General features: G+C 47.7%; 21 protein-coding genes. All 21 read left to right on the forward strand.

Annotated features, from left to right (window positions below):
• The first annotated feature begins 119 nt into the window (after positions 1-119).
• The 21 genes from ABIE27_RS01870 to ABIE27_RS01970 all read left to right on the forward strand — a co-directional run bounded on the left by ABIE27_RS01870 (position 120) and on the right by ABIE27_RS01970 (position 20769).
• Positions 120-1184, forward strand: a complete 1065-nt coding sequence (locus tag ABIE27_RS01870; protein ID WP_429349809.1) for a hypothetical protein — start codon at positions 120-122, stop codon at positions 1182-1184.
• The gene (locus ABIE27_RS01875; RefSeq protein ID WP_429349810.1) at positions 1184-1420 is read left to right on the forward strand and encodes a hypothetical protein; all 237 of its coding nucleotides are present in this window, start codon (positions 1184-1186) and stop codon (positions 1418-1420) included. The genes ABIE27_RS01870 and ABIE27_RS01875 overlap by 1 nt, the downstream gene beginning before the upstream one ends.
• A complete protein-coding gene (locus tag ABIE27_RS01880) occupies positions 1417-1704 on the forward strand; it encodes a hypothetical protein (RefSeq protein ID WP_429349811.1) in 288 nt (95 codons plus the stop codon). Before ABIE27_RS01875 ends, ABIE27_RS01880 begins: the two co-directional genes overlap by 4 nt.
• Complete coding sequence (locus ABIE27_RS01885; protein WP_429349812.1) at positions 1691-2149, forward strand: sigma factor-like helix-turn-helix DNA-binding protein; 459 nt, start codon at positions 1691-1693, stop codon at positions 2147-2149. The genes ABIE27_RS01880 and ABIE27_RS01885 overlap by 14 nt, the downstream gene beginning before the upstream one ends.
• Positions 2150-2376: 227 nt before the next feature.
• Positions 2377-2505: a hypothetical protein gene (locus tag ABIE27_RS01890; RefSeq protein WP_429349813.1), complete on the forward strand. Its 129-nt coding sequence runs from the start codon at positions 2377-2379 to the stop codon at positions 2503-2505.
• A gap of 78 nt (positions 2506-2583) precedes the next feature.
• Positions 2584-3093, forward strand: a complete 510-nt coding sequence (locus tag ABIE27_RS01895; protein ID WP_429349814.1) for a BC1881 family protein — start codon at positions 2584-2586, stop codon at positions 3091-3093.
• Positions 3094-3121: 28 nt separating this feature from the next.
• Positions 3122-3532, forward strand: a complete 411-nt coding sequence (locus tag ABIE27_RS01900; protein WP_429349815.1) for a terminase small subunit — start codon at positions 3122-3124, stop codon at positions 3530-3532.
• The gene (locus tag ABIE27_RS01905) at positions 3519-4997 is read left to right on the forward strand and encodes a PBSX family phage terminase large subunit (protein WP_429349816.1); all 1479 of its coding nucleotides are present in this window, start codon (positions 3519-3521) and stop codon (positions 4995-4997) included. Before ABIE27_RS01900 ends, ABIE27_RS01905 begins: the two co-directional genes overlap by 14 nt.
• Positions 4991-5194 (forward strand): hypothetical protein, encoded by a 204-nt coding sequence (locus ABIE27_RS01910; protein WP_429349817.1) that lies wholly within the window; start codon positions 4991-4993, stop codon positions 5192-5194. The genes ABIE27_RS01905 and ABIE27_RS01910 overlap by 7 nt, the downstream gene beginning before the upstream one ends.
• Complete coding sequence (locus ABIE27_RS01915) at positions 5169-6926, forward strand: portal protein (RefSeq protein ID WP_429349818.1); 1758 nt, start codon at positions 5169-5171, stop codon at positions 6924-6926. Before ABIE27_RS01910 ends, ABIE27_RS01915 begins: the two co-directional genes overlap by 26 nt.
• Positions 6927-7007: 81 nt before the next feature.
• Positions 7008-7796, forward strand: coding sequence for a hypothetical protein (locus tag ABIE27_RS01920; RefSeq protein ID WP_429349819.1), 789 nt, complete (start codon positions 7008-7010; stop codon positions 7794-7796).
• A gap of 14 nt (positions 7797-7810) precedes the next feature.
• Complete coding sequence (locus tag ABIE27_RS01925) at positions 7811-8785, forward strand: N4-gp56 family major capsid protein (RefSeq protein WP_429349820.1); 975 nt, start codon at positions 7811-7813, stop codon at positions 8783-8785.
• Positions 8786-8830: 45 nt separating this feature from the next.
• Positions 8831-9160, forward strand: a complete 330-nt coding sequence (locus tag ABIE27_RS01930) for a hypothetical protein (protein ID WP_429349821.1) — start codon at positions 8831-8833, stop codon at positions 9158-9160.
• A 44-nt stretch (positions 9161-9204) separates the two neighbouring features.
• Positions 9205-9789 carry a phage adaptor protein gene (locus ABIE27_RS01935; protein ID WP_429349822.1) on the forward strand — a complete coding sequence of 195 codons (585 nt, stop codon included), beginning with the start codon at positions 9205-9207 and terminating at the stop codon, positions 9787-9789.
• Positions 9789-11318, forward strand: coding sequence for a GDSL-type esterase/lipase family protein (locus ABIE27_RS01940; protein WP_429349823.1), 1530 nt, complete (start codon positions 9789-9791; stop codon positions 11316-11318). Before ABIE27_RS01935 ends, ABIE27_RS01940 begins: the two co-directional genes overlap by 1 nt.
• Positions 11319-11799: 481 nt before the next feature.
• Complete coding sequence (locus ABIE27_RS01945) at positions 11800-12723, forward strand: hypothetical protein (RefSeq protein ID WP_429349824.1); 924 nt, start codon at positions 11800-11802, stop codon at positions 12721-12723.
• Positions 12723-13451, forward strand: coding sequence for a hypothetical protein (locus tag ABIE27_RS01950; RefSeq protein WP_429349825.1), 729 nt, complete (start codon positions 12723-12725; stop codon positions 13449-13451). The genes ABIE27_RS01945 and ABIE27_RS01950 overlap by 1 nt, the downstream gene beginning before the upstream one ends.
• Before the next feature lie 49 nt (positions 13452-13500).
• Positions 13501-14115, forward strand: coding sequence for a hypothetical protein (locus ABIE27_RS01955; RefSeq protein ID WP_429349826.1), 615 nt, complete (start codon positions 13501-13503; stop codon positions 14113-14115).
• Between the two features lie 57 nt (positions 14116-14172).
• The gene (locus tag ABIE27_RS01960; protein WP_429349827.1) at positions 14173-15894 is read left to right on the forward strand and encodes a hypothetical protein; all 1722 of its coding nucleotides are present in this window, start codon (positions 14173-14175) and stop codon (positions 15892-15894) included.
• Positions 15858-16310, forward strand: a complete 453-nt coding sequence (locus tag ABIE27_RS01965) for a glucosaminidase domain-containing protein (protein ID WP_429349980.1) — start codon at positions 15858-15860, stop codon at positions 16308-16310. The genes ABIE27_RS01960 and ABIE27_RS01965 overlap by 37 nt, the downstream gene beginning before the upstream one ends.
• A 4-nt stretch (positions 16311-16314) precedes the next feature.
• Positions 16315-20769, forward strand: coding sequence for an LPD38 domain-containing protein (locus ABIE27_RS01970; RefSeq protein WP_429349828.1), 4455 nt, complete (start codon positions 16315-16317; stop codon positions 20767-20769).
• Positions 20770-20837 lie beyond the last annotated feature (68 nt).

Genomic DNA, 20837 nt, shown 5'->3' on the forward strand with positions numbered 1-20837 from the left:
ACATGTTGCAGATAAACCACAAAATATTGTGTAAAGCGTAGAAAAATGTACTTTATAACCACTAAATATGCTATAATAAGATATATAACTATTACTATCGGAAAACGGGGTGTATGTAGGTGGAAAAGCAAGATCGTATTAGCGAATTACGGTATGAGTTGAATGTCGAAAAGCAACGCGGTGCTATGGCAGATGCAGGTAAGTTGGCTGATCTACAGGCGGAGATTGACTTCTTGGAGCAACAAAACGTGGAAGAGGCACAACAAGAAGTAGCCTACATCATGGATAACCTCGACTTGGAAGGCGTAACAATGCGAGAAATGTTTAAGAATGAGTCAACGGAGTCCGCAGAAGCAGCGTATCAGGTCGTGCGGATCGCTGTGCAAAATGCATTGCTGCAACGTGACGAGCGCTGGATGACTGAGGTTAAAGACCTGCGCGAACGCCTGGCATCAGAAACGGCGTCCAAGGATGCGGCACAATCAGCGGCTGACGAAGCTGGAGAAGCGAATGCAAAACTGGTGACGGAGATTCGGGACATTCGTATGGAGTTGGAGGACACAGCAAGCAAACGTGATGCCGCGAATGCACAACTGGAGGAAGCTAAAGCAGAGATTACACGCTTGAATGGTCATGTGGATGATCTGCGCCAGCAATTGGCGGTGGGTGCTGCAAATGCAGTTAAGGTAATTGACACTGGGGACGTGATGGCGGCTTGGAGAGCGCAGAAGGAACGCGAGGAAGAAGAAAGACGTAAGGCAGAAGAAGCGAGAGAGGCGGCTAAACCTGCTATTTATGACGTGCAATGGGGAGATCACAAACGTTCGTTTTACATTGCAAAACTGGCTGAAACGGATGAAGAGATCAAAATCCCATTCTTGACAATCAAGAGTTACCGGGAGGTGAGCGCCGAAGAGGCGCCGCAATTTCGAATCGCCCAAGAACCCGAACGTGTTGATGCGGATTTGGCACAACCTGAAAGTGTGGAAGAGAGCAGCGAACTGACGCCTCCCACATGGCAGTTTCCAGAAGCAGACGAAGCCGAAAACGGACACGAGTTGGCTGAAGAACAGCTGGCAGGAAGTGCTACTGAGACGCAAACGGGAGAAGTTACGCGAGCAGAATTTGAAGAACTCAAGAAACGCGTAGCCCTGTTAGAACCGCCACAAACTGAGGTGGCGTAATGGCGAAATATCGGAAGAAGTCGGTTGAGGTTGAGGCGATACTGTTTGATAACGTTGGAAACGTGTATGACTTTGTTGGTGAAAACATGACTCAGCCGCTTGGAGGTAAAGTCGGGATAATTACTTTGGAAGGTACGATGTGGGCTTCTCCAGGAGATTACATCATCAAAGGCGTAAATGGTGAATTCTATCCGTGCAAGCCTGACATATTTGAAAAGACATACGAACCAGCATGATCTACCACCGCAAAGCAGAAACCGTGAGAGCGATCCAGATCAAGGATTACTCTCCGGCTACTGTTGCCGCAGTAAAGGAGTTTACAGGCAGTGAGATGGTGGAGCATCGGAAGTACATCCGGGCCGGGCAAGACGCAATTCAGGTGGCGATACGAGGTGTACACGGATACATTAATTTATACCGTGGAGATTGGCTTGTACGATCGGATTTAACAGGCTGGTGTAAATATATGGATTACGAGTTCAAACAAAGGTATGAGGAGGGAGAACATGGATCAGCGTAACGTGACCAAACTGCTGAAAAACTATCCGCAGTACAAATATGCAGTGAAGAACTACGACGAAACAGTCGAGTCAAGGCATTACCTGCAAGCAACCAGATATTCGGATATGCCACGAGGTGGCGATGGATACGGACCGAAAGCGCCAGGAGGATATGGAGTTGGTTTTAAGGACAGCTTGGACTACCATGCGTACACACGAGCGGTGAAGATGGTGGAAGGTGCATTGGATACGCTGACCGATGAAGAGCGGAGCGTAATCAAACTGAAATGGATGGACGATCTTACACTTGGTCAGATAGCCAATCGGAAGAATTACAGCAAGGACACGATCAAGAGAACACACCGCAGAGCTATGGAGAAGTTGAACATATGCTTCCGGTTCGTGGAGATTCCCGAGATCGAAGATATGCACCTTTCTGCACCCTTTTTGCACCCCAGCGCATGATAATATATCATCATAGGGAACGGATGATAAGCGCCGATAGCTGTATGCGCAGTCGTCGTTTACAACGTTCCTTCCTTGCATGCCAAAACTGAATGCGACCGTAACGCACGGGACTAGCTCCCCGCACGATTGAGTGCAACATTACGGATAGAGAGTGACGGTCAAGCGCCGTTGCTCTTTTTGTTTTTATCATGTCGTGCAACTGCACGGAAAGATGGTGAGATGCAGTGGAGATATTCTTCAAACCGCAAGAGTCGATCCTGCACAAAGCGATCATTTACTTTGTTGTATCCGTGTTGGGTGGAGCAGTAGGAGGCTTTATAGGCGGCATGGTTGGCATTTGGTTTTTGCCGTAGGCCATCGAGTCCGACCGAATCACCCAGCGACAGCGGGGGCCGTATAGGGGTGGGTCATTAAGAGGAGGGATAACACATATGAAACTCCATAAAGACGGAACAGTAGAAGGTACACCACAGGAGATCGCGGAGTATAACGGGTTAGCGGTTAGTGGTGGTGGAGAGAGTGAGCGATGCCGACTAATCAACCGACTACACGAGCTTAACAAGAGAGCATGCGCAGCTACAAGTAGCACAGAGCATGATGAGATCATACGTGAAGCAAATGAGATACGTAGTAGGTTAAAAACGCCGGAGGAAGAAAGTGCGATTAAAGGTGTGTTGAAAGGGATTGGAAATCCATATGCGGGTGCATTGAAGCACACACATAGTCTCGCAGGAGTGAAGGTTACATCGAATGAATGGGGAGAAGTGGTTCCTGTACAAGAGAAGGTAGCTCCAACAACCAAATGGCTGTCAGAAGAGTTGGAGAAGCGCACAGGAGTAGAAGTTCACAAGATCGCTCCACACGATGAATACTCACTTATCATCGGACATGTACGACACGACAGAACAGGCCCAGCAACGATACTGATCAATATAGACTAATTGGGGAGTAGAGAGGAAGGTGATACCCATGGCAGACTTGAGACCGCAAATGATGCTGTTTGTAACGGAATATCTGCAAAACGGAAACAACGCAACACAGGCTGCCATTGCAGCAGGATACAGTGAGAAGACAGCGTCAAGTCAAGGAAGTAGGCTGTTAAAGTCTGTTGAGGTTCAACAATATCTTAACAAAACTGAACAGAATCTTAACAAGGACTTGCGCATGATGTTCGCTGAGGATGCTGTCAAGGCGTATAACGTGCTATTGGAGATCATGGAGAGTCCGAATGCAATGGACAAGGACAGGTTGGTTGCGGCACGGGATTTGCTGGATCGTGCAGGATACAAACCAATTGATAAACTACAAGCCGACATGAATGCAGAGGTTAGTTTTAAAGTTGCATTACCTGAAGGGTTTGGTGGCAATGCCGACGATTAACATCGATTTAACCGAGCTGCCGAACCTGACAAATGACAAATTCTATCCGCTCTACACCAACAAAGATAGATACCTTGTACTCATGGGCGGCGGCGGTTCGGGTAAGTCGGTGTTCACGGCTCAGAAGATAGTTGTACGAATGCTGACAGAACAAAAGCACCGCATCTTAGTACTGCGTAAGGTAGCTAAGACGTTGCGTGAATCGGTGTTCACCGAGTTGAAGAATGGCATTTACCGATGGGGACTGGAAAAGCTGTTTAAAATTCCGAAGGGTACAAGCTCAGAACTGCACATCAGCTGCGTGAACGGGAATGAAATCTTGTTTGCTGGGCTAGATGATGTAGAGAAGCTGAAGTCTATTTCAGGCGTAACCAGCGTGTGGATGGAAGAGGCGAGTGAGTGTTCACCTGAGGACTTCAGGCAACTGGACATCCGGCTCAGGGGCAGGACACAGAATTACAAACAGATGATGATCACCTTCAACCCGATTGACATTAATCACTGGTTAAAGCGTGAGTTCTTCGATATGCCAAAGCCGAATGCGATGACATTGCACAGCACATACAAGGACAACAAGTTTCTGGATGCAGAAGCCATCGCAGTACTGGAGGCGTTCAAGGAGACAGACCCATACTTCTATCAGGTGTACGCGCTTGGTGAGTGGGGCGTGCTTGGTAAAACCATATTCAACGCTCAGAAAGTATCTGAACGAATCTCATACCTTCGTGACCATGATCCTGTGGTGCAGCGAGGGTATTTTGTTTACGACAAGGATTCAGCAGATAAGATCATCGACAGATCAATCAAGTGGATTGATGCAGATGACGGGTACATTAAAGTGTTTGAGAAGCCTCAGTCCTATATCCCGTATGTGCTTGGCGGCGATACCGCTGGTGATGGATCAGATAATTTTGTCGGGCAGGTCATCAACAATGTGACAGGCAAGCAAGTGGCAGTGTACAAGAATCAGTTTGACGAGGATTTGTACGCCGAGCAGATGTACTGCCTGGGCAAGCATTACAACAATGCACTGGCAAGCATCGAGACCAACTTTAGTAGCCATCCAGTTAAGGTTCTTACACGACTGGGCTACACGAACCAGTACGTCAGAGAGCGTGAGGACACGTTTACAGGCTCCGTAGTCAAAGCCTATGGATTTGTCACAGGCAAGCTTACAAGGCCATCAGCCATAGCAGAGTTGGTCACAGTGGTGCGTGAGTCGGTAGAGTGCATTAATGACATCGACACGCTGAACGAGATGCTTACCTTTGTTCGTAGCGAGAAAGGTAGGCCACAGGCACAGGAAGGCGCACACGATGACTTGATTATGGCATTGGCAATAGCATATTACAGCCGAGGACAGCAGGAAGACAAGGTGCTGCAGAAGGCAATAGAAGCAACCGTGACCCCGTTCCCATTTCGGACGGACACAGAAAGCACAGGAGGTGGATATCTGGAATGGTAGATGAGGCAATCAAACTGGGAGAGCTCCTGAAGCTGCCGAACCTTGAGCAAGAGACGATAACACTGATCAACGGCAAGATGCGAGAAATGATTGGCGAAATTAAGCCGCTGACACCAGCGCAAAAGGCTGAGGTCGAAAGCTTAATGAATGAATGGATGGGAGGTGAGGCGAATGGACAAAGAAACAACGCTGGATAAACTGGCAGGCGAGATGCAGAAACAGTATCAGGATGGTTTGTCATACAAGCGCCGCATGCGCTTTCTGGACAAATGGCCTGAGTACGAGCGCTTCAAAGCGGGTGACCAATGGCCTGCGGCTACACAGCGCACCAAACATTTACCACGTCCGGTATTCAACGTCATTAAGATGATCGAGACACACAAGGTAGCTACGGTCATGAGTGAACAGATCAAGATGGTGTACAGTGCACAGGAGATCGTCGAGGACAATCAGATGGACGTGGATGTGGGTGAACTGTTCAGTCGCTATTCTGAGGCAACCTGGGAGCGTATTAAGCAGGATGAACTCAATGAGGAAGCTTTGGACATTGCAGCCAATACTGGCACATGCGTACTGCACTATTACTGGGACAACGACGTGAAGGGCGGAAAGCGATTCGCCTGGATCGGAGAGATGGAGGGTGAGGTGATTGATCCTATCAACGTATTCTTTGGTAATCCTCAGCAACGTAATGTTCAGAAGCAAAACTATATCATTATCAGTAGTCGCGAGTTGGTATCCAGTGTTAAAGATTACGCCAAGAACAACGGAGTCAGTAACGCGATGCTTGGTCAGATCAAGCCGGACAAGGAGACGACAGATCAAGGGTATGACATGGCGAAGGTGGAACTCAACGACACTAGTAAGGTGACTCTGCTCACCAAGTACTGGAAGGAAGGCGGCAAGATCATGTTCGCCAAGACATGTTGTGGGATCACCCTCAAAAAGCCAACAGACACAGGCCTCAGCCGCTATCCTATCGCAGTCATGCAGTGGGAGAGACGGAAGAAGTCTATTTTTGGTATTGGCGACACAGAGGGATTGATCCCGAACCAGAAGGCAGTCAACATGCTGGTAGCCATGCAGATCCTGTCTGTTCAGCTTACAGGTTGGCCTAAGATGGTGTACAAGTCACAAGCTATTGACCCGAGCAAAGTAACCAATGCACCGGGCGAGATGATTGAAGATCGTTCACCTCCAGGAATGGGTGATGGCGTGAAGTACCTTAACCCGGGTGCAATCAGTTCCAGTGCTGCCAACTTGGTTGAAGCAATCCTTGGTTATACCCGTCAGATGACTGGAGCAGATGAAGCAGCCACAGGCTCAGCACCATCAGCACAGCTTAACGCAACGGCAATCATGTTGTTACAAAAGGCTGCTGCTATCCCGATTGAGTCTATCAAGCGTCGGTTCTACCGGCTCATTGAGGATGTTGGCCGGATATGGGAGGACTTCTTCAAGGTTAAGTACAACCTACCGCGTCAAGTTAAGCTGAAAGATGATGACGGTGAAGAGTATGCACAGATGTTCAACGGTTCGCAGTTCCAAGACACTGATCTGAACCTGAAGATCGATGTTGGCCCGAGCTCCACGTACTCTGAATCTCTGGTGCTCAGTAGCTTAAATGATGCCCTTAACCGTGGAAATATCACATATGAGCAGTTCTTGAAGTATGCACCGCGCAATGTTGTGCCGTTCCGGGATCGATTGATGAAGGAAATGGAAGAGAAGAAAGGTATCATCGGCATCATTGAACAGATGGTTGCCACCATGCAACCACAGGAACAGGAGGCATTCGCCAGCCTGACACCTGACCAGCAATTAATGCTTGTTCAACAACTGATGATGCAACAGCAAGGCATGCAACAGGCATCACCCATGCAAACAGAGATACCACCGCCGATGGCACCACAAGCGATGGGCATATAAAACAACGGGCTTCTGCTGAGACTGCAGGGGCCCTTTCTATATACAATTTTGCTCCTACCATAGAGCAGGGAGGTTACACCCATGGAGGAAATCGCCAACCATAGCGATGACGTAGTGCAAGAAACGGTTGAACAGACAACTGATACGCAAGTTGACACACAAACAGAAGGGCAAGATTCCCCACCACAGGAAGAGCCCAGAGGAATAAAGGTCAAGTACAACAAGGAAGAACGCTTTGTGCCAGAGGATGAGGTACCGAATTGGGTTCAGAAAGGCTTGAACTATGACAAGGTGTCCGAAAAAGCCCAGGAAGCCGAGCGTTATCAGCAGATGCTTGATCGTACTGCAAAATATTACGGATTTGACAATTACGAAGCGTACATGACTGCGCTTGATCAAGCCGAAATGGAGCAAAGAATCCAGCAAGAGGCTGACAAGTTAGGCGTGGATGAATCGGTTATCAGAGATCACCTACAACCTTTAAACCAAAAGGTTACTGAGTACGAGAAACAATTGAATGAGTTGAAAGAAGCTGACTTGGTCCGCAAGGTTGAGTCACAGATCCAGAACATGGAGAACGACACAACCAACTTCCCGGACTTTGGCAAATACAAAAACGATGTAATCAACATGGCTGCAACCAACGGATACTCGCTTGACGTCGCGTACAAGATCGTTACATACGACGAGCGAGTCAAGACAGCTACGGCACAAGCCGAGCAAGAGGCAATACGAAAACTACAACAAAACGCGGATAGCTCAACCGGCTCTCTTGGTGCTGATGCGCCTGACCCACAGGGTGGATACATGAGTATGACCCCGGCAGAGCGTAAAGCATTCAGGGACAACAGGCGGGGCCGCGTAATATAAGGAGATGACTAACCATGGCAACATTAGTACAAGGTTATAACGCAACAACTGGAGTAAACGCCCTTACTGCGGAACAAGCAGAGTTTTACCAAGACGAATTACTGGAACGTTTGATTCCCGAGCTACAATGGACGAAATTCGGAGATAAAAACAAAAATATCCCTAAGCGCAAAGGTGCTACAACAAGCTTCCGACGTCTAAATTCTTTGGCTGTGAACACAACAGCACTGACTGAGGGTGTTACTCCAGACGGTGTAAACCTGGATATCGTGAAAATCACTGCTGTGATCCAAGAGTACGGATCATGGACAAAGATTTCTGAGTTCATCGACATGACTGGTCTGGATCCATTGCTGCAAGAGGCGTCTGGATTGATGGGTGAAAACGCAGGTGAATCCATTGACACCATCGTTCGTGATGTGGTTGCTGCTGGTACGAATGTGTTCTACGCCAACGGCAAAACGTCTCGTGCAAACTTGGTGCCAGCGGACAAGATCACGGCATTGGACATCCTGAAGGTACGTCGTACCATGAAGCGTAATAAGGTTAAACCAATCCGCTTGCCTAACGGTGGTACTGGATACGTCGCAATGGTTCATCCTGACGTCGCACTGGATATCATGCAACTGCAAGAGTGGAAGGATCAGAACACGTATGTGGACACCAAGAACCGCGAGGAAGGCATCTTGGGCAAGATGTATGGTATCTACTTCATGGAGGTAGACAACGGCGTGAAATACGCTTCTGGTTCGGCTGGCGCCCCTGCTGCCAACGATGCATACGCAACAATTTTCCTTGGTCGTGGTGCTTATGGACTGCCTGACATTGAGGGTTCCATGAAGCCAGAAATCATCGTGCACCCTGCTGGTTCTGGCGGTGTAGCCGACCCGCTCAACCAATTCAACACCGTCGCTTGGAAGTGTGCGTTTGCCGCAGTTCGTTTGCAAGAACTAGCTATCGTGCGTTACGAGTCCGGCGCAACAGTATAATACAGGGAGCCTTCGGGCTCCTTTTAATTTGAGGAGGAAACAACCATGGCAGCAAAAGAAACCGAGAAAACACCTGAGCAAATGCAAATGGAAGAGAAAGCATACGAGCGTCAAGCAGCTGAAGCAGAAAAAAGTGTACTGGAACAGTTAAAGGCGATGAAGAAAGTTAGTATCTTAATTCCAGACGACCCTACTAATCCAGATGATAAAGTGGTTCCTATCGGATTCAATGGAGTAATATACACAGTTCCGCGAGGAAAACCAGTTGATGTACCAGAGGCAATCGCTGAAATTTGGAACTATTCCTATATCCAGACACGCGAAGTCAACCAACGCATCGAAAACAGCACCAAGAAGGAAATCAAAGGCATGTGACAAGGCCCCATAGGGGCTTTTTCCTGTTTGAAGGAGTGATAACAGTGAATCTACAGGAGATCCTGGATGAAATAGCAGAGAAGTACCCGCATGGCCTGTCCAATGACAGTGTAATCCGGAAGCTTAACAGCGTGCAGGGTGAGTTGTTTCGCACAACATTCCGCATCAACACGATGTTCCAATACGATGTAACCGAAGGGATATTTGCTTACCCGCTGCCGTGTGCCAGGTCCAACGTAATAGACGTACTGGTGGGTGATGTTGAATACATTTATCAGGATGTGAAGAAAAGCGCAAACACACCGTTTTATTACTTCACAGAAGGCGATGAACTTGGTATATATCCAACACCTGACAGGGACATTGAAGGCGGTCTGATCATCTTCTACAACCGGGAGCCAGCCAAGTTAACGGCAAGCAACACAAATGTGACGCCAGATCTGGACGTAGACTTCCATCAGTTGCTGGTATATGGGGCACTTGTACAGATTGCGGAGAATTTTGCTGATGTTGCGATGGTGAACAACTTCGCTTCCAGGTACAACGGATTGATTAAAGAGTTCCAGCGGGTAGATGATGAAGCCCCGGATTACCCTGTTATTGAAGATGTCATGGGGGTGTGGAGTTAATGGTCCAAGCGAATCAGCTTATCGCAGCACAATACAGAAACGCAGATTTAAACAAACGTAACTTCGGAGACTCAATGTACTTTGTGTCTGCTTATGATGTTTTCCCGGATGGTTCGGATGCCACAGCAAAGCTGCAAGAACTTGTTAACCTTGCTCAGACTGAAGGGAAAGCGACATTGTTCTTTCCGCATGGTGCCTACAGGGTAACCAGTCTTTATAACACAGATGGAATCGTATTTCTGGGCGATAACTCCACATTTATTGGTGGATATGATGGGGTCATCAGTAACTTTGGAGAGATCACGGGTGATTTTAGCGGTGGAATGATCGAACTAAACTCCATTCCGTCATCCAAACTGAGCATATCTACGGACGAAGATCGCATCCGTCTCGCTAACCTGAGCCAAGAGGTTCTGCAAGCGATGGCTGGAACAACTCCGATCAACTCGATCCCAGCGGATAAGAGTGTGACGCCAGACAAAACATCGTTTATGCAGACGACAACAAACTTGTTTAATCCGGCAGCAGTAGAATACGGGATTGTACACTCAGCCAATGGAACGATAGTATACAACGAAAGCTATTATGCGAGCGGGTATATTCCAGTTTCTGTGGGCACGGTGTACAAAGCCACCAAGTGCGCGGATTACGCATATTACAATTCAAGCAAAGTGTTTGTGTCCGGTGTAGTTAATCCCATTGGCCCATCAGTGAATACACTGACGCCTCCTGCAGGTGCTGCCTATGTCAGGATTACAATCAGAGTCGTTGATCTTAATACCACTATGGTGTGCAAGAATAGTCTTCCATCCAGTTACGTCGCCTATGGCACGAATCGAATAGATATCACAGACCAGGGTTTCATTGAGGCGATCAACAGAGATTTAGAATCGGGACAATCCAAATGGTCAGGGAAGACGTGGAACGTAGTTGGTGATTCAATTACCGAACACAATAGTAAAACAACTAAAAACTATCAGGATTACATCAGCGCAAAAATAGGCTGCACTGTGAACAACTACGGTATAAGCGGCACAGGCTGGCGCACACCGTCCGTCTCTGGCGGTACAAATGCATTCTATCAAAGGGTGCCTTCGTTGGCAGCAGGCGCGGATCTTATCACCGTTTTTGGCGGTGTTAATGACTGGTACCAAGTGGGCATCCCGTTTGTCATGGGGACATTCGGAGATACGGACCCGGCAGCATCATTCTACGGTGCAGTGAATAATACAATTACACAACTGGTCACAAAGTATCCGACCAAGACAATCGCGATTATCACACCAATTCCTTGTGACAATGCGTGGGCAGCCAATAGCGCGGGTGTAACGCTTGATCAAATTGCAGAGGCGATTAACAAGGTAGCCAAGCGCTACAGCTTACCTGTACTGAATCTATACCATCACAGTAATGTCTACGCATGGGATACCAATTATAAAGCATACGCCATGCCTGACGGACTGCACCCGAATGACAACGGTCATTTGGCGCTAGCTGACAAGATACTGGCGTTCATCAATTCGTTGTAAGGAGGCGTATGGAATGGAAGGGTGGAGTAATTCGCCATCAAAGACAAAGCAATCCATCGTCAACCTGAGCGGTGGAATTAATCAATCGGTCGAATCTATAGAGATCAAAGATAGCCAATTGGTAGCTGCGTTAAACGTAGATTCTTTTTTATATCCTACCTTACAAGTAACAGATGGACATACACTGTATAGTCAACACACGGGCTATATAAACCGTATTTTTAATTTCCTTGGTGTTTGGTACTGTGGTAATGGAAGAGGGCTATTCAAGCAATCTGGATCGTCATGGGTAGCTGTTTATGAACAAAGTAGCACAGACAACAGTCGTCTGTGGGATTCAGCAATGTTTTTTGATGGCAGCAAACTATATTTTTTAGATGGTTTTTCTCAGCTACGACAGTACGACGGTACAACCTTGACAACATTATCTGGGGCTCCGAACAACAGCAAATACATGACGACTCATGCAAATCGCTTTTATTTGGCTAACTCAGCGGATAACCTTCTTGCATACTCCGGACTGAGAGATGCTACAGACTGGTCTAGCACCAACAAGTACACCGGAACAGGCAAGATTACGGTTGAGACTGCAGATGGGCAGAAGCCTACAGGGCTTACAACCTTCGCTAACCACGTCATCCTGTTCAAGAAATGGACTATGCATGAACTGTTTGGGGAAGATTCAACCAACTTCCAGATGCAAAACCCCTACGGTGTGGGATGTATCTCTGACCGATCGATTGTGCAGACCAATGAGGCGTTGTATTGGCTGGCAACTGATGGCGTATATGCCTATATGGGTGGTGCTGCTCCGATCAAGATTAGCGATCCAATACAGGACTATATCAAGCGCGTCAATCAAGAGTACGGTCAGCATTGTGTGGCTGGTTATGATGGTAGATTCTTGTACTTATCACTGGCGATTGATCAGTCCACCTTGCCTAATGTCACTCTGAAATACGATATTAAGAACCGTGCATGGTGGCCGATGTCTTTCGTGGCATCTTCCTATTACTTAGACGGTCAAACGTTGTATTTTGGAACAACAGATGGTCGTATCATGCGGCAAGGAGCCAGCTCTTTCAACGGTACACCTGTTGAGTGGTCGTTTGAAACTAAGCCATTTTCTGAGGGTGATGAAACCGTCCATAAAGCTATTCATCGTCTATGGGTAGTCGCAGAAGTTCCATTGGGAGCAACGTTGCGAGTTGAATACGCAGGTGGAACATCTGGTGGAATATGGACGCAAGTGTACACCACGGTTAACAACACAGGCCAACTGGATAGCATAAAGATACCTGTGGTTGTACGTACGCCTGAAACATGGTTCCGGTTGAGGTTGAGCGGAACAGGTAAATCCAAAATACACCGGATCATCCGGGAGGTAACAAGGAGGGGTGCCTGATGGCTTCGTTTGAAATGCCAAATGTTGATGGGATGTCATCCATGGACGAACTGAAGAACGCAGTCGGCAAGATGGCGAAGGAACTCGGCTGGCTGCTGAACAACATTGACTGGAAGAACATTAATGAGCTGAATATTTCACTCAATGGTGGAGCATCCGTCAATATCGCCAACGAGGGAATAACAGTAAATGACGGGACGAAGAACACCTTTACCGTGAATACAGCCGGGCAAGTGACGATGACCGGGGCTAAGGTGCAAAGTTCGGAGGATGGATATCCAAGGGTAGAGATGAACCCAGACGATACTTTGTTCGGCGCCTATTCTTCAGCCGACAATTACATCCAAATGCGTGCGGTATCAGTTGGCACCGGTTCACCACAATTAGTACTAGTAAGTCCCGTTGGTTCCCTAAGCCTTTACCAGCAAGCGAATGTATCCGACATATATGCATTTAACTCAGAAGCGAGAATAACTGCTCAAAGAGATATAGTTTTAACACCAGGTAGCATTGCATACGATGTAATCATGCCATTTGAACAGGTTCTTGACGCTAACAGAAACACTACACTGTTTGCACAACTTCTAGGTAAAGCCACCAAAGGATCACAGACTGCTACAGCGGGAGCATCAGATGGAGGAATTCCTATTGGAACAATACTTCGAAAAGCAGACGGAGGCACAGTTCAATGGAACGGCTTACCATCACATACACATACCCAAAACTAACAATCTATGCTATGATGTTGGCAAAATCTAACACAGGGGTGTGTGCGGAATGAAGAAGATAGTAAAGAACATTGGTCTTGTAATGGGCGGAGTTGTTATTGGTGTGTCAATCTCTTTTTCAGGGGATATCAGTGCAGCGACATCTAAATTGCTCGGGGTCAAAGTCGGCAAAGTAATGACAGTGTCATTGGATAATAAAAATATCGGGGATGCGCCTGTTATTGGCGGTACTAGTTATGTGCCAGTAAGAACGGCTGCAAATGAACTGGGATTGGAGGTTTCGGTGGAAGGTAACGAAATCAAGTTAAGTACACCTGAAGAGGAGCCAGTGGTTAGTACACCAATTAATGAAGGTACAGATGAAATAAATAAGGAAGAATTAACAGTACAGATCAGCAATTTAAATGTTGAAATCAGAAATTTGGAGGATGTACTCTCTAAAAAAGAAACAATTCTGCGGAGGATTAACAGTGATACCGAATATCTAAAAAAGATGGAAGAATCAAAGGCAAGAGGTAGCGACTTCTATAGCGATGCATTAATTGAAACAACTAAAGAGGGTATCGCCAATTCAAAGAAAACACTATCTGATGCTGAAGCAGTACTTCCTAAACTACAAGCTAAACTCACTGAACTCGAATCACAGCTTGCAGCACTTAAATAATCCATAACAAGAGGGACTCCATGCGGGGTCCTTTTTCTATTGCAAAGGAGTGAGAACATGATCGAGACCACAGGTACTGTGTTGCCGCAAAAGAAGAAACAACCCACGCTGGCTGCGCCTGTCTCTGCTGTACAGGGGATGGTTGCCCCCAAGCCTACACCATCGTTATCCACTCTAGCCACGCCGGGCATGGGTAATGGCGGTGCGAACTACAACACAGGCGATCAGGCCATGAAACTACAGATTGCACAGAATCAGGCACGCATCGGAAGTGACACTGGCTTTAGAGACAACGAGGTTTCTCGCGCGCTTCAGGTTATTAAGAATCGCCAAGCACAGGGACAAGACACCTCAGCACAACAAAAGTACCTCACAACCAACTTGGGATATAAAGCACCATCAGCAACACCACCTACTCCAACGCCATCACCGAGCACTCCAAGTGCCAATACGCAAATGACCAACACCCAGCAGGGTATGGACTTACTCAGCCAGATGCGCGCTATAGCGAACCGAGAGCAAACGCCGTTCAGCTACGATCCTAACGCTGATCCACTCTATCAAGCAGCGCTCAAACGAGCACAGGCTAACATTGATAGCGGAAACTCAGCCACACAGGCCGAGCTTAATCGCCGCGGTATCCTGAACAGCACCATCACGAGCGACCGCATGTCTGAGCTAGCAGCACAAGAGATGGGCCGCGTAGAGACGGACGTCATGCCATCCCTGATGCAACAGGCGTACCAGCAGTATATGGACAACGAAGCTTTGAAACAGCAACAGTTTGGCAACCTCGGAGCGCTATCACAAAGCTACTTGGGCGAGGATCAGCGACAGTTTGGTAACCGTGTAACTGAGGGTGAACTCTTAGGCAACTACATGCCAGAGGGAGCGCAGACAGCAATCAATAACATCCTGCAGTTGAAACAACAGGCAGAGGCCAAGGGCATTACAGCACAAGAGCGCTCCAAACTGAGCGCTCAGGCTGACGGATACAGGGCTCAATTGTTGTCTATGGGTATTGACACGGCTGCATATGCGTCAGGCGTCAACTACAACACCGCTCGTACAAACAACGCTGGCATCCGAACACTAGGCGGTCAGGCAATGGACTTGAACAACAAGCAAGCTAACCTCAACGCTGCAGGAGCGTATATGGATGCGACAGGCAGAGTGGTTACACCACAAAGCGACTGGAGCGGATTGGCACGACAAGCAGCGAATCCAAACGCACCGCTAACGATGGCTGGACAAAATCAAGCGTTTAACCAGCAACAGGTGGGAATTGATAACCAGTTCCGTGCAGAGCAGTTCGCCTATGCTAAAGCCCGTGACGCTGTGGCAGATAGCCAGTGGTCAGCACAGTTTAACCAGAACGTTACTCAGTTCGGCCTGAACTATGCATTGCAACAGCTACAACAACAGGACGACAGTGCGTACCGCAATGCAATGCTGAGTATTAACCAGGACGAAAACTCCCGTGCATGGCTGGGTCTCCAGAACGCACCATCAGCAGAGTATAACGGCATGAATGCAAACCAAGTACTCAGTGCATTGCAGTCCCAATACATTGACCCAACCACAGAGAAGTACGCTGCGCCGAAGGATGCAGCAACAAGGGAACAGATTTATCAGCAAGTTGCTGGGTTTGGATTACCGCCAGGTCAAGACGATCAAGTTATGCTTTCTATGGGATTGACGACGAAAGAGATTCAAGAGTTCGATAAAAAGTACATCCAGCCATCAACCGGCACGGGAGCGGCAACAGCGGGAAAGTAGCTGGCCTCACAGCTCCCACGGCTGGTGGGGCCAAACTAAACGCTAAACTCGGCGGTGCACTCAAAAACACTGGCGGGGTATTCGAAGCGGCTGGACGCAAATATGGAATTGATCCTGCGCTATTGGCGGCTATTGCTGTACACGAGACAGGTAATGGTACAAGTAAAGCAGTCAGAAACAAGAATAATGTGGGCGGCATGATGGGTAAAAACGGACTTATGACATTCTCCAGCATCGAAGAAGGCATTGACAAGATGGCATCCAACTTGAAACGTCTGTATTTTGATCAAGGACTGACGACCATCCCACAGATCCAGAAGAAATATGCGCCAGTTGGTGCAGCAAATGATCCAACAGGACTCAATAACAACTGGGTCAGTGGCGTAACCAAGTACTATAACATGTTTGGAGGGTAAGCGTATGGCGACAAGGCTCGAACGATTTTCAGAAGAACAACGACAAAAGGCGATGCAGATCAGGGATGCAGCAATGTCTGGTACGCTTAATTTACAACAACCTAGTGCGCCAATTAACCCTCGGACACAAGCGGTGCAAACCTATTTTGCAAATCAACGATCCATGAATGACCTGAAGTCAGCCTTGCCGCCTGCACTTACCCAACCGGGATCAGACATCTATATGAACTCCACGTTGGGACGGTCGCTCGCTGGTAGCCCAAGTGATATTCGAACGTACCAACAGGCAACGGGAGTCAATCCTACACCTATTCCACCACAGCCAAGTCAGTATGAGATTAACAAACAGAAAATTGCGGACAGTGCGGCAAAAAGTCCATTTGCTAACTTTGTATCCCCGTTCTCTAACCTGATGAATGATCTCACCTACGGTAACCCCGTGGGTGGGTTTATCACTCGTGCAGTCGGTACAGGTGGAGGCATGTTGCTGGGCACGCCTTCGATGGCTCCAGGATCAACTGGTAACGCTACAGCTGACCGTGTAGCAGATATCACAGGTATAGCTGGTGGCGTACTTGGCGCAGGTTTTAACCCAGCTGGGGGAGGAAACTTGATCACAGCCCCATGGAGAGCGGCAAACGGACTGCTGGCAACGCGTGGCGGTAATGCTGTGGCGAATATGGTCGGCGGAGGCATTAACAAGGTATTGCCAAGGTTAAGTCCTACAACGGCAACCAGAGTGGCAGAGACGGCCTTGCGTGGCGCAGGAACGGGTGCATTGAGTAACACTGCCATGGGATTGATCCAAGGCCAGAACAGTAATAGTGATATCCTGAGAAACGCCGCTTTGGGTGCCGGCCTCGGTGCTGGTGGTGACTTGCTTATCGCTGGTATAGGCGCTGGCTTACGTAATGCACTGACCAAGCTTAAGGGTAACAACGGCGTACGTCAGGCAGAGGAAATACTTGCATTGCCGCTTGGACGTGGGGACGAAAGATTAAACGCCGCAACCAGACGTAGTCAGACTACAGCTGGACGCGATCCGATTATTAACTCCACAGATTGGACGCCTGAACCTTTGGGGCTTCCTGCTGGTAAAATGAGTGGGCCTACGGTTGGGCGAATAGCCCGTACACCAAATGTGTACCGTCAGAAATTTGAAAACCTGATGCGTGTGGCAAACGAAACGCAGTTTACACCGGGACGAGAAGCGGAAGAATTAGAGAGTCTATGGGCGAGCATGGCTGATCGCAATGACCCGGGTCTGTCCGAACTTATTGACCAAGCTTACGCAAGCACGCGCCGTGAGATCGCGCCGGATCTGATGCAACGTGCGCGGTCTAACCAAGCTCAACGTGATGTATACGGTGTTCCGCTTCCGGTCAAGAGCCTGGAAGATCGTATGCCACGCCCGACCGTTGCTGACAATGCGAAGATTACACAAGAGCGACTAACATTTGAACGCCCTACCCGCCGCAATGAACCGGAGGTTATTAATCCCGGTGGCAGCGCTTCAGTAAATCCAAGAACTGAGGCTGTGCGTAGATATCAAGCAGACCAAGCTACACCATCACCGGATACAAGCGCCCCATCAGAAAACTTTTTAAACAGCCGACCGGGTCGTGAATTTGAATCGCCTACAGCAACGCAACGCACGCCCGAAACGACAACCGTACCCGAGCCGGATGCACCGTTGAATTACCAAGAGGATTATCAATCCGCAGCCAATGCGGCAAAGCAGAACTGGTTTACCAATTTGTTTGGCAATCAGGGCGTGGGTATCTCGCCATTCGGCAGCAACCGCAGACAAGGTGTTAACCCGATCAGCACAGAAGATCAAATTGTCGGAAATCGAATCAGACGAGATACAGAAGGGAGAATTGCAGAAGGCAAAGCGGCAGCTAGGGCAGCTTATCAAAACGCGGTAGATTACTTGTCACCGTTAAAAAATATCAGCAAGAAGGCATATGAACAGTCTATCGATGCGAATAGGGCGAACAACATTGCCAACACGATTATCAATGATAAGTTTGTAGACCCACAAGGACGTATCATTGGCGAGAGTTTGCAAGAAATATTCAACAAGGTTCCGCGAGGTCAGTCAAAACGGTTTGTGGATTATCTGATTCAACGCCACGCCGTCACCCGTTTAACTCGTGGAGAGCGCGTTTATGCAGAGAACCTACAGATGACACCACAAAAATTAAAACGTCAAATGGAACAAACGTTATCTCGCAATCCGGAATTTGATAGCATAGCAAAGGACTGGGATCGATTCAATGAAAATTTGCTTAAAGTATACGGTGTAGATGAAGGTCTGATTTCACCACAGTTGTTCAATTCTCTAAGAGAGAAAAATCCTAATTACGCACCTATGCAGCGCCAATTCAAGCTATCAGAGAAGTTTTCACAACCATTTACTATGAAACAAGGCAATGCGTTCAGCGGTCAGAAAGCGCCGATTAAGCAGGTAAGTCCAACCGGTTCCGTTCGAAACATCGTCGACCCTCGACGTACGATCATTGAATCAACAGGCGCTTGGGTTAATGCGTCTCTTAGAAACCGCGTTATGCAATCGTTGGTCGATGCTGTTCGTCGTGATCCACAAGCGTTTAAAGGTGTAGCAGAGATTGTACAGGCCCCAAAGGGTCAACATAACTTGAAGCAAGTGCTGTCCGAAGGCGACCAAATGGACTTTATGAACATGCTAAATGACGATTTTAACAAACTGTTCAACCGCACGCGCTTGGATCAGGACAATGTTATCAGAGCCATGTATAAAGGTGAGCCAGTGTACTTGCGAATCCATGATCCAGAAGCGGTTAAGGCTTTGTCTGGTATGGGTACTGAAACATCAAACGTAGTTCTGGATGCTATCGGCAAACTTAGTACGGCAACAAAGTATTCAGCAACAGGCCCATTTGCACCGATGTTTGCAATCAAGGGTTTCTTCATGGATACACCACAGGCGTTAATCCAATCCAAGAATCCAGCTATGCATATGGTTGATTTGGGACATGCATTGATTAGTTCTATCGCTGATAGTTTGCCTAAAGGTACACCTGGAGTAGAAAAAATTAGATCACTGGCGCAAGAATACCGCCGTGTTGGTGGTGGATATTCGGCAATCTTGCGAGGTGACCGCGGTTTAAAAAGGGGGATTTCTAAGCTGAATCGTGATCCATTGCTATCCCCAAAAAATGTAGCAAAGACCGCTGGTAAGGCAGTAGCAGCACCATTCAAAACACTTGCTAAGTTTGGAGATGTCGGTGAAAACCTGAACAGGATGGCTGCATATCAAGGAGAACTTCGCCGCCGCGGGTTTGATCGCAGTCCCGATAATGTTACAGCTGCTTTGAATGAATCCCGTGAAATCACAACTAACTTTAGCAGACGCGGAAACCTTGCCACACAGGTAGAAAAGTTTGTGCCGTACTCTAATGCAGCGATGCAGGGATTACGCCGTTTTGTTGTACAGTGGAAACAAAATCCTGTGAAGACAATGGCTTTGGTCGGAGGAACAATTCTGCTACCAAAAGCGCTTGAATTGATGTCTCACTATGATGATCCAGATTACCAGAACATCCCTGCTAGGGAAAAATACCGTAACCTGATCTTAGGCAAAACAGAGGATGGAAAGTTCAACAAGGTGCCAATCCCTATGGAATACGGAGCGATGGGTGGGCTATTTGCCTCCATCTTGGAATCTGTTTATCTGGATGATCCACAAGCATTCAAAGGTTCTGCAGAAGCATTAGTGAATGCGTTCCTGCCACCACAATTGTCGGGTCCAATTGCGCCGCTTGCAAGGGGAGAAGGATTAGAACAGATGATTGTAGGTGGCCTTAATTCGACAGTAGCGGCACCATTCGTGGCAACTGCTGCAAACATTGACTATGCTGGACGTCCGATTGAATCACGTGCGTTAGAAGGTAATTCACCAGTGAATCGATACGATGAACGGACATCATCGGTAGCGAAAGAAATTGCAAAGTACACCAATATGTCACCGAAGAAGATTGATTACCTGATCCGTTCCTATGGCGGTGACCCTGCCAGATTGCTGCTACCTCTGACCTCAGAAGTTGGACAGGGCGATGTAAAAGGAACGTTGCTGAAAAACTTTATTGTCGATCCACAGTATTCCAACACGCTGTCAACGGATTATTACAAGTACAAAGAGAAGCTTGCTCAGACCGAAAAGGACGCGAAGGACGGAAAGTCCGATCTGCCATCATGGTACAGATCTGATTTGGCTAAAATGATCACGACTACACGAGCAGGATCATACAATAAGCGTCTGTCTGTGCTGAGTCAACAAAAGAGAGAGATTCAAGCGAATAAAGAATTGACAGCCAAACAAAAGACGGATCAGTTACGTGATATTCAATTCAAGATCAACGATATTTATATGACAGTAAATCAGGCAATGGAAGATGCAGGAATTCCTTTGAATTAGCACTGTATTTACGTGTTATCTGTGGTAAAATGATAAAGTATAGCGGTAACCCCGCATACACCCTAAAA

The organism is Paenibacillus sp. 4624, assembly GCF_050435065.1.
Classification (GTDB): domain Bacteria; phylum Bacillota; class Bacilli; order Paenibacillales; family Paenibacillaceae; genus Paenibacillus; species Paenibacillus amylolyticus_D.

Coding starts and splice junctions, on each gene's coding strand:
- ABIE27_RS01905 (WP_429349816.1), top strand. CDS start 3,519: ATGCCGACGATTAACATCGATTTAACCGAGCTGCCGAACCTGACAAAT.
- ABIE27_RS01910 (WP_429349817.1), top strand. CDS start 4,991: ATGGTAGATGAGGCAATCAAACTGGGAGAGCTCCTGAAGCTGCCGAAC.
- ABIE27_RS01920 (WP_429349819.1), top strand. CDS start 7,008: ATGGAGGAAATCGCCAACCATAGCGATGACGTAGTGCAAGAAACGGTT.
- ABIE27_RS01950 (WP_429349825.1), top strand. CDS start 12,723: ATGGCTTCGTTTGAAATGCCAAATGTTGATGGGATGTCATCCATGGAC.
- ABIE27_RS01885 (WP_429349812.1), top strand. CDS start 1,691: ATGGATCAGCGTAACGTGACCAAACTGCTGAAAAACTATCCGCAGTAC.
- ABIE27_RS01970 (WP_429349828.1), top strand. CDS start 16,315: ATGGCGACAAGGCTCGAACGATTTTCAGAAGAACAACGACAAAAGGCG.
- ABIE27_RS01915 (WP_429349818.1), top strand. CDS start 5,169: ATGGACAAAGAAACAACGCTGGATAAACTGGCAGGCGAGATGCAGAAA.
- ABIE27_RS01875 (WP_429349810.1), top strand. CDS start 1,184: ATGGCGAAATATCGGAAGAAGTCGGTTGAGGTTGAGGCGATACTGTTT.
- ABIE27_RS01930 (WP_429349821.1), top strand. CDS start 8,831: ATGGCAGCAAAAGAAACCGAGAAAACACCTGAGCAAATGCAAATGGAA.
- ABIE27_RS01900 (WP_429349815.1), top strand. CDS start 3,122: ATGGCAGACTTGAGACCGCAAATGATGCTGTTTGTAACGGAATATCTG.
- ABIE27_RS01940 (WP_429349823.1), top strand. CDS start 9,789: ATGGTCCAAGCGAATCAGCTTATCGCAGCACAATACAGAAACGCAGAT.
- ABIE27_RS01925 (WP_429349820.1), top strand. CDS start 7,811: ATGGCAACATTAGTACAAGGTTATAACGCAACAACTGGAGTAAACGCC.
- ABIE27_RS01955 (WP_429349826.1), top strand. CDS start 13,501: ATGAAGAAGATAGTAAAGAACATTGGTCTTGTAATGGGCGGAGTTGTT.
- ABIE27_RS01895 (WP_429349814.1), top strand. CDS start 2,584: ATGAAACTCCATAAAGACGGAACAGTAGAAGGTACACCACAGGAGATC.
- ABIE27_RS01960 (WP_429349827.1), top strand. CDS start 14,173: ATGATCGAGACCACAGGTACTGTGTTGCCGCAAAAGAAGAAACAACCC.
- ABIE27_RS01880 (WP_429349811.1), top strand. CDS start 1,417: ATGATCTACCACCGCAAAGCAGAAACCGTGAGAGCGATCCAGATCAAG.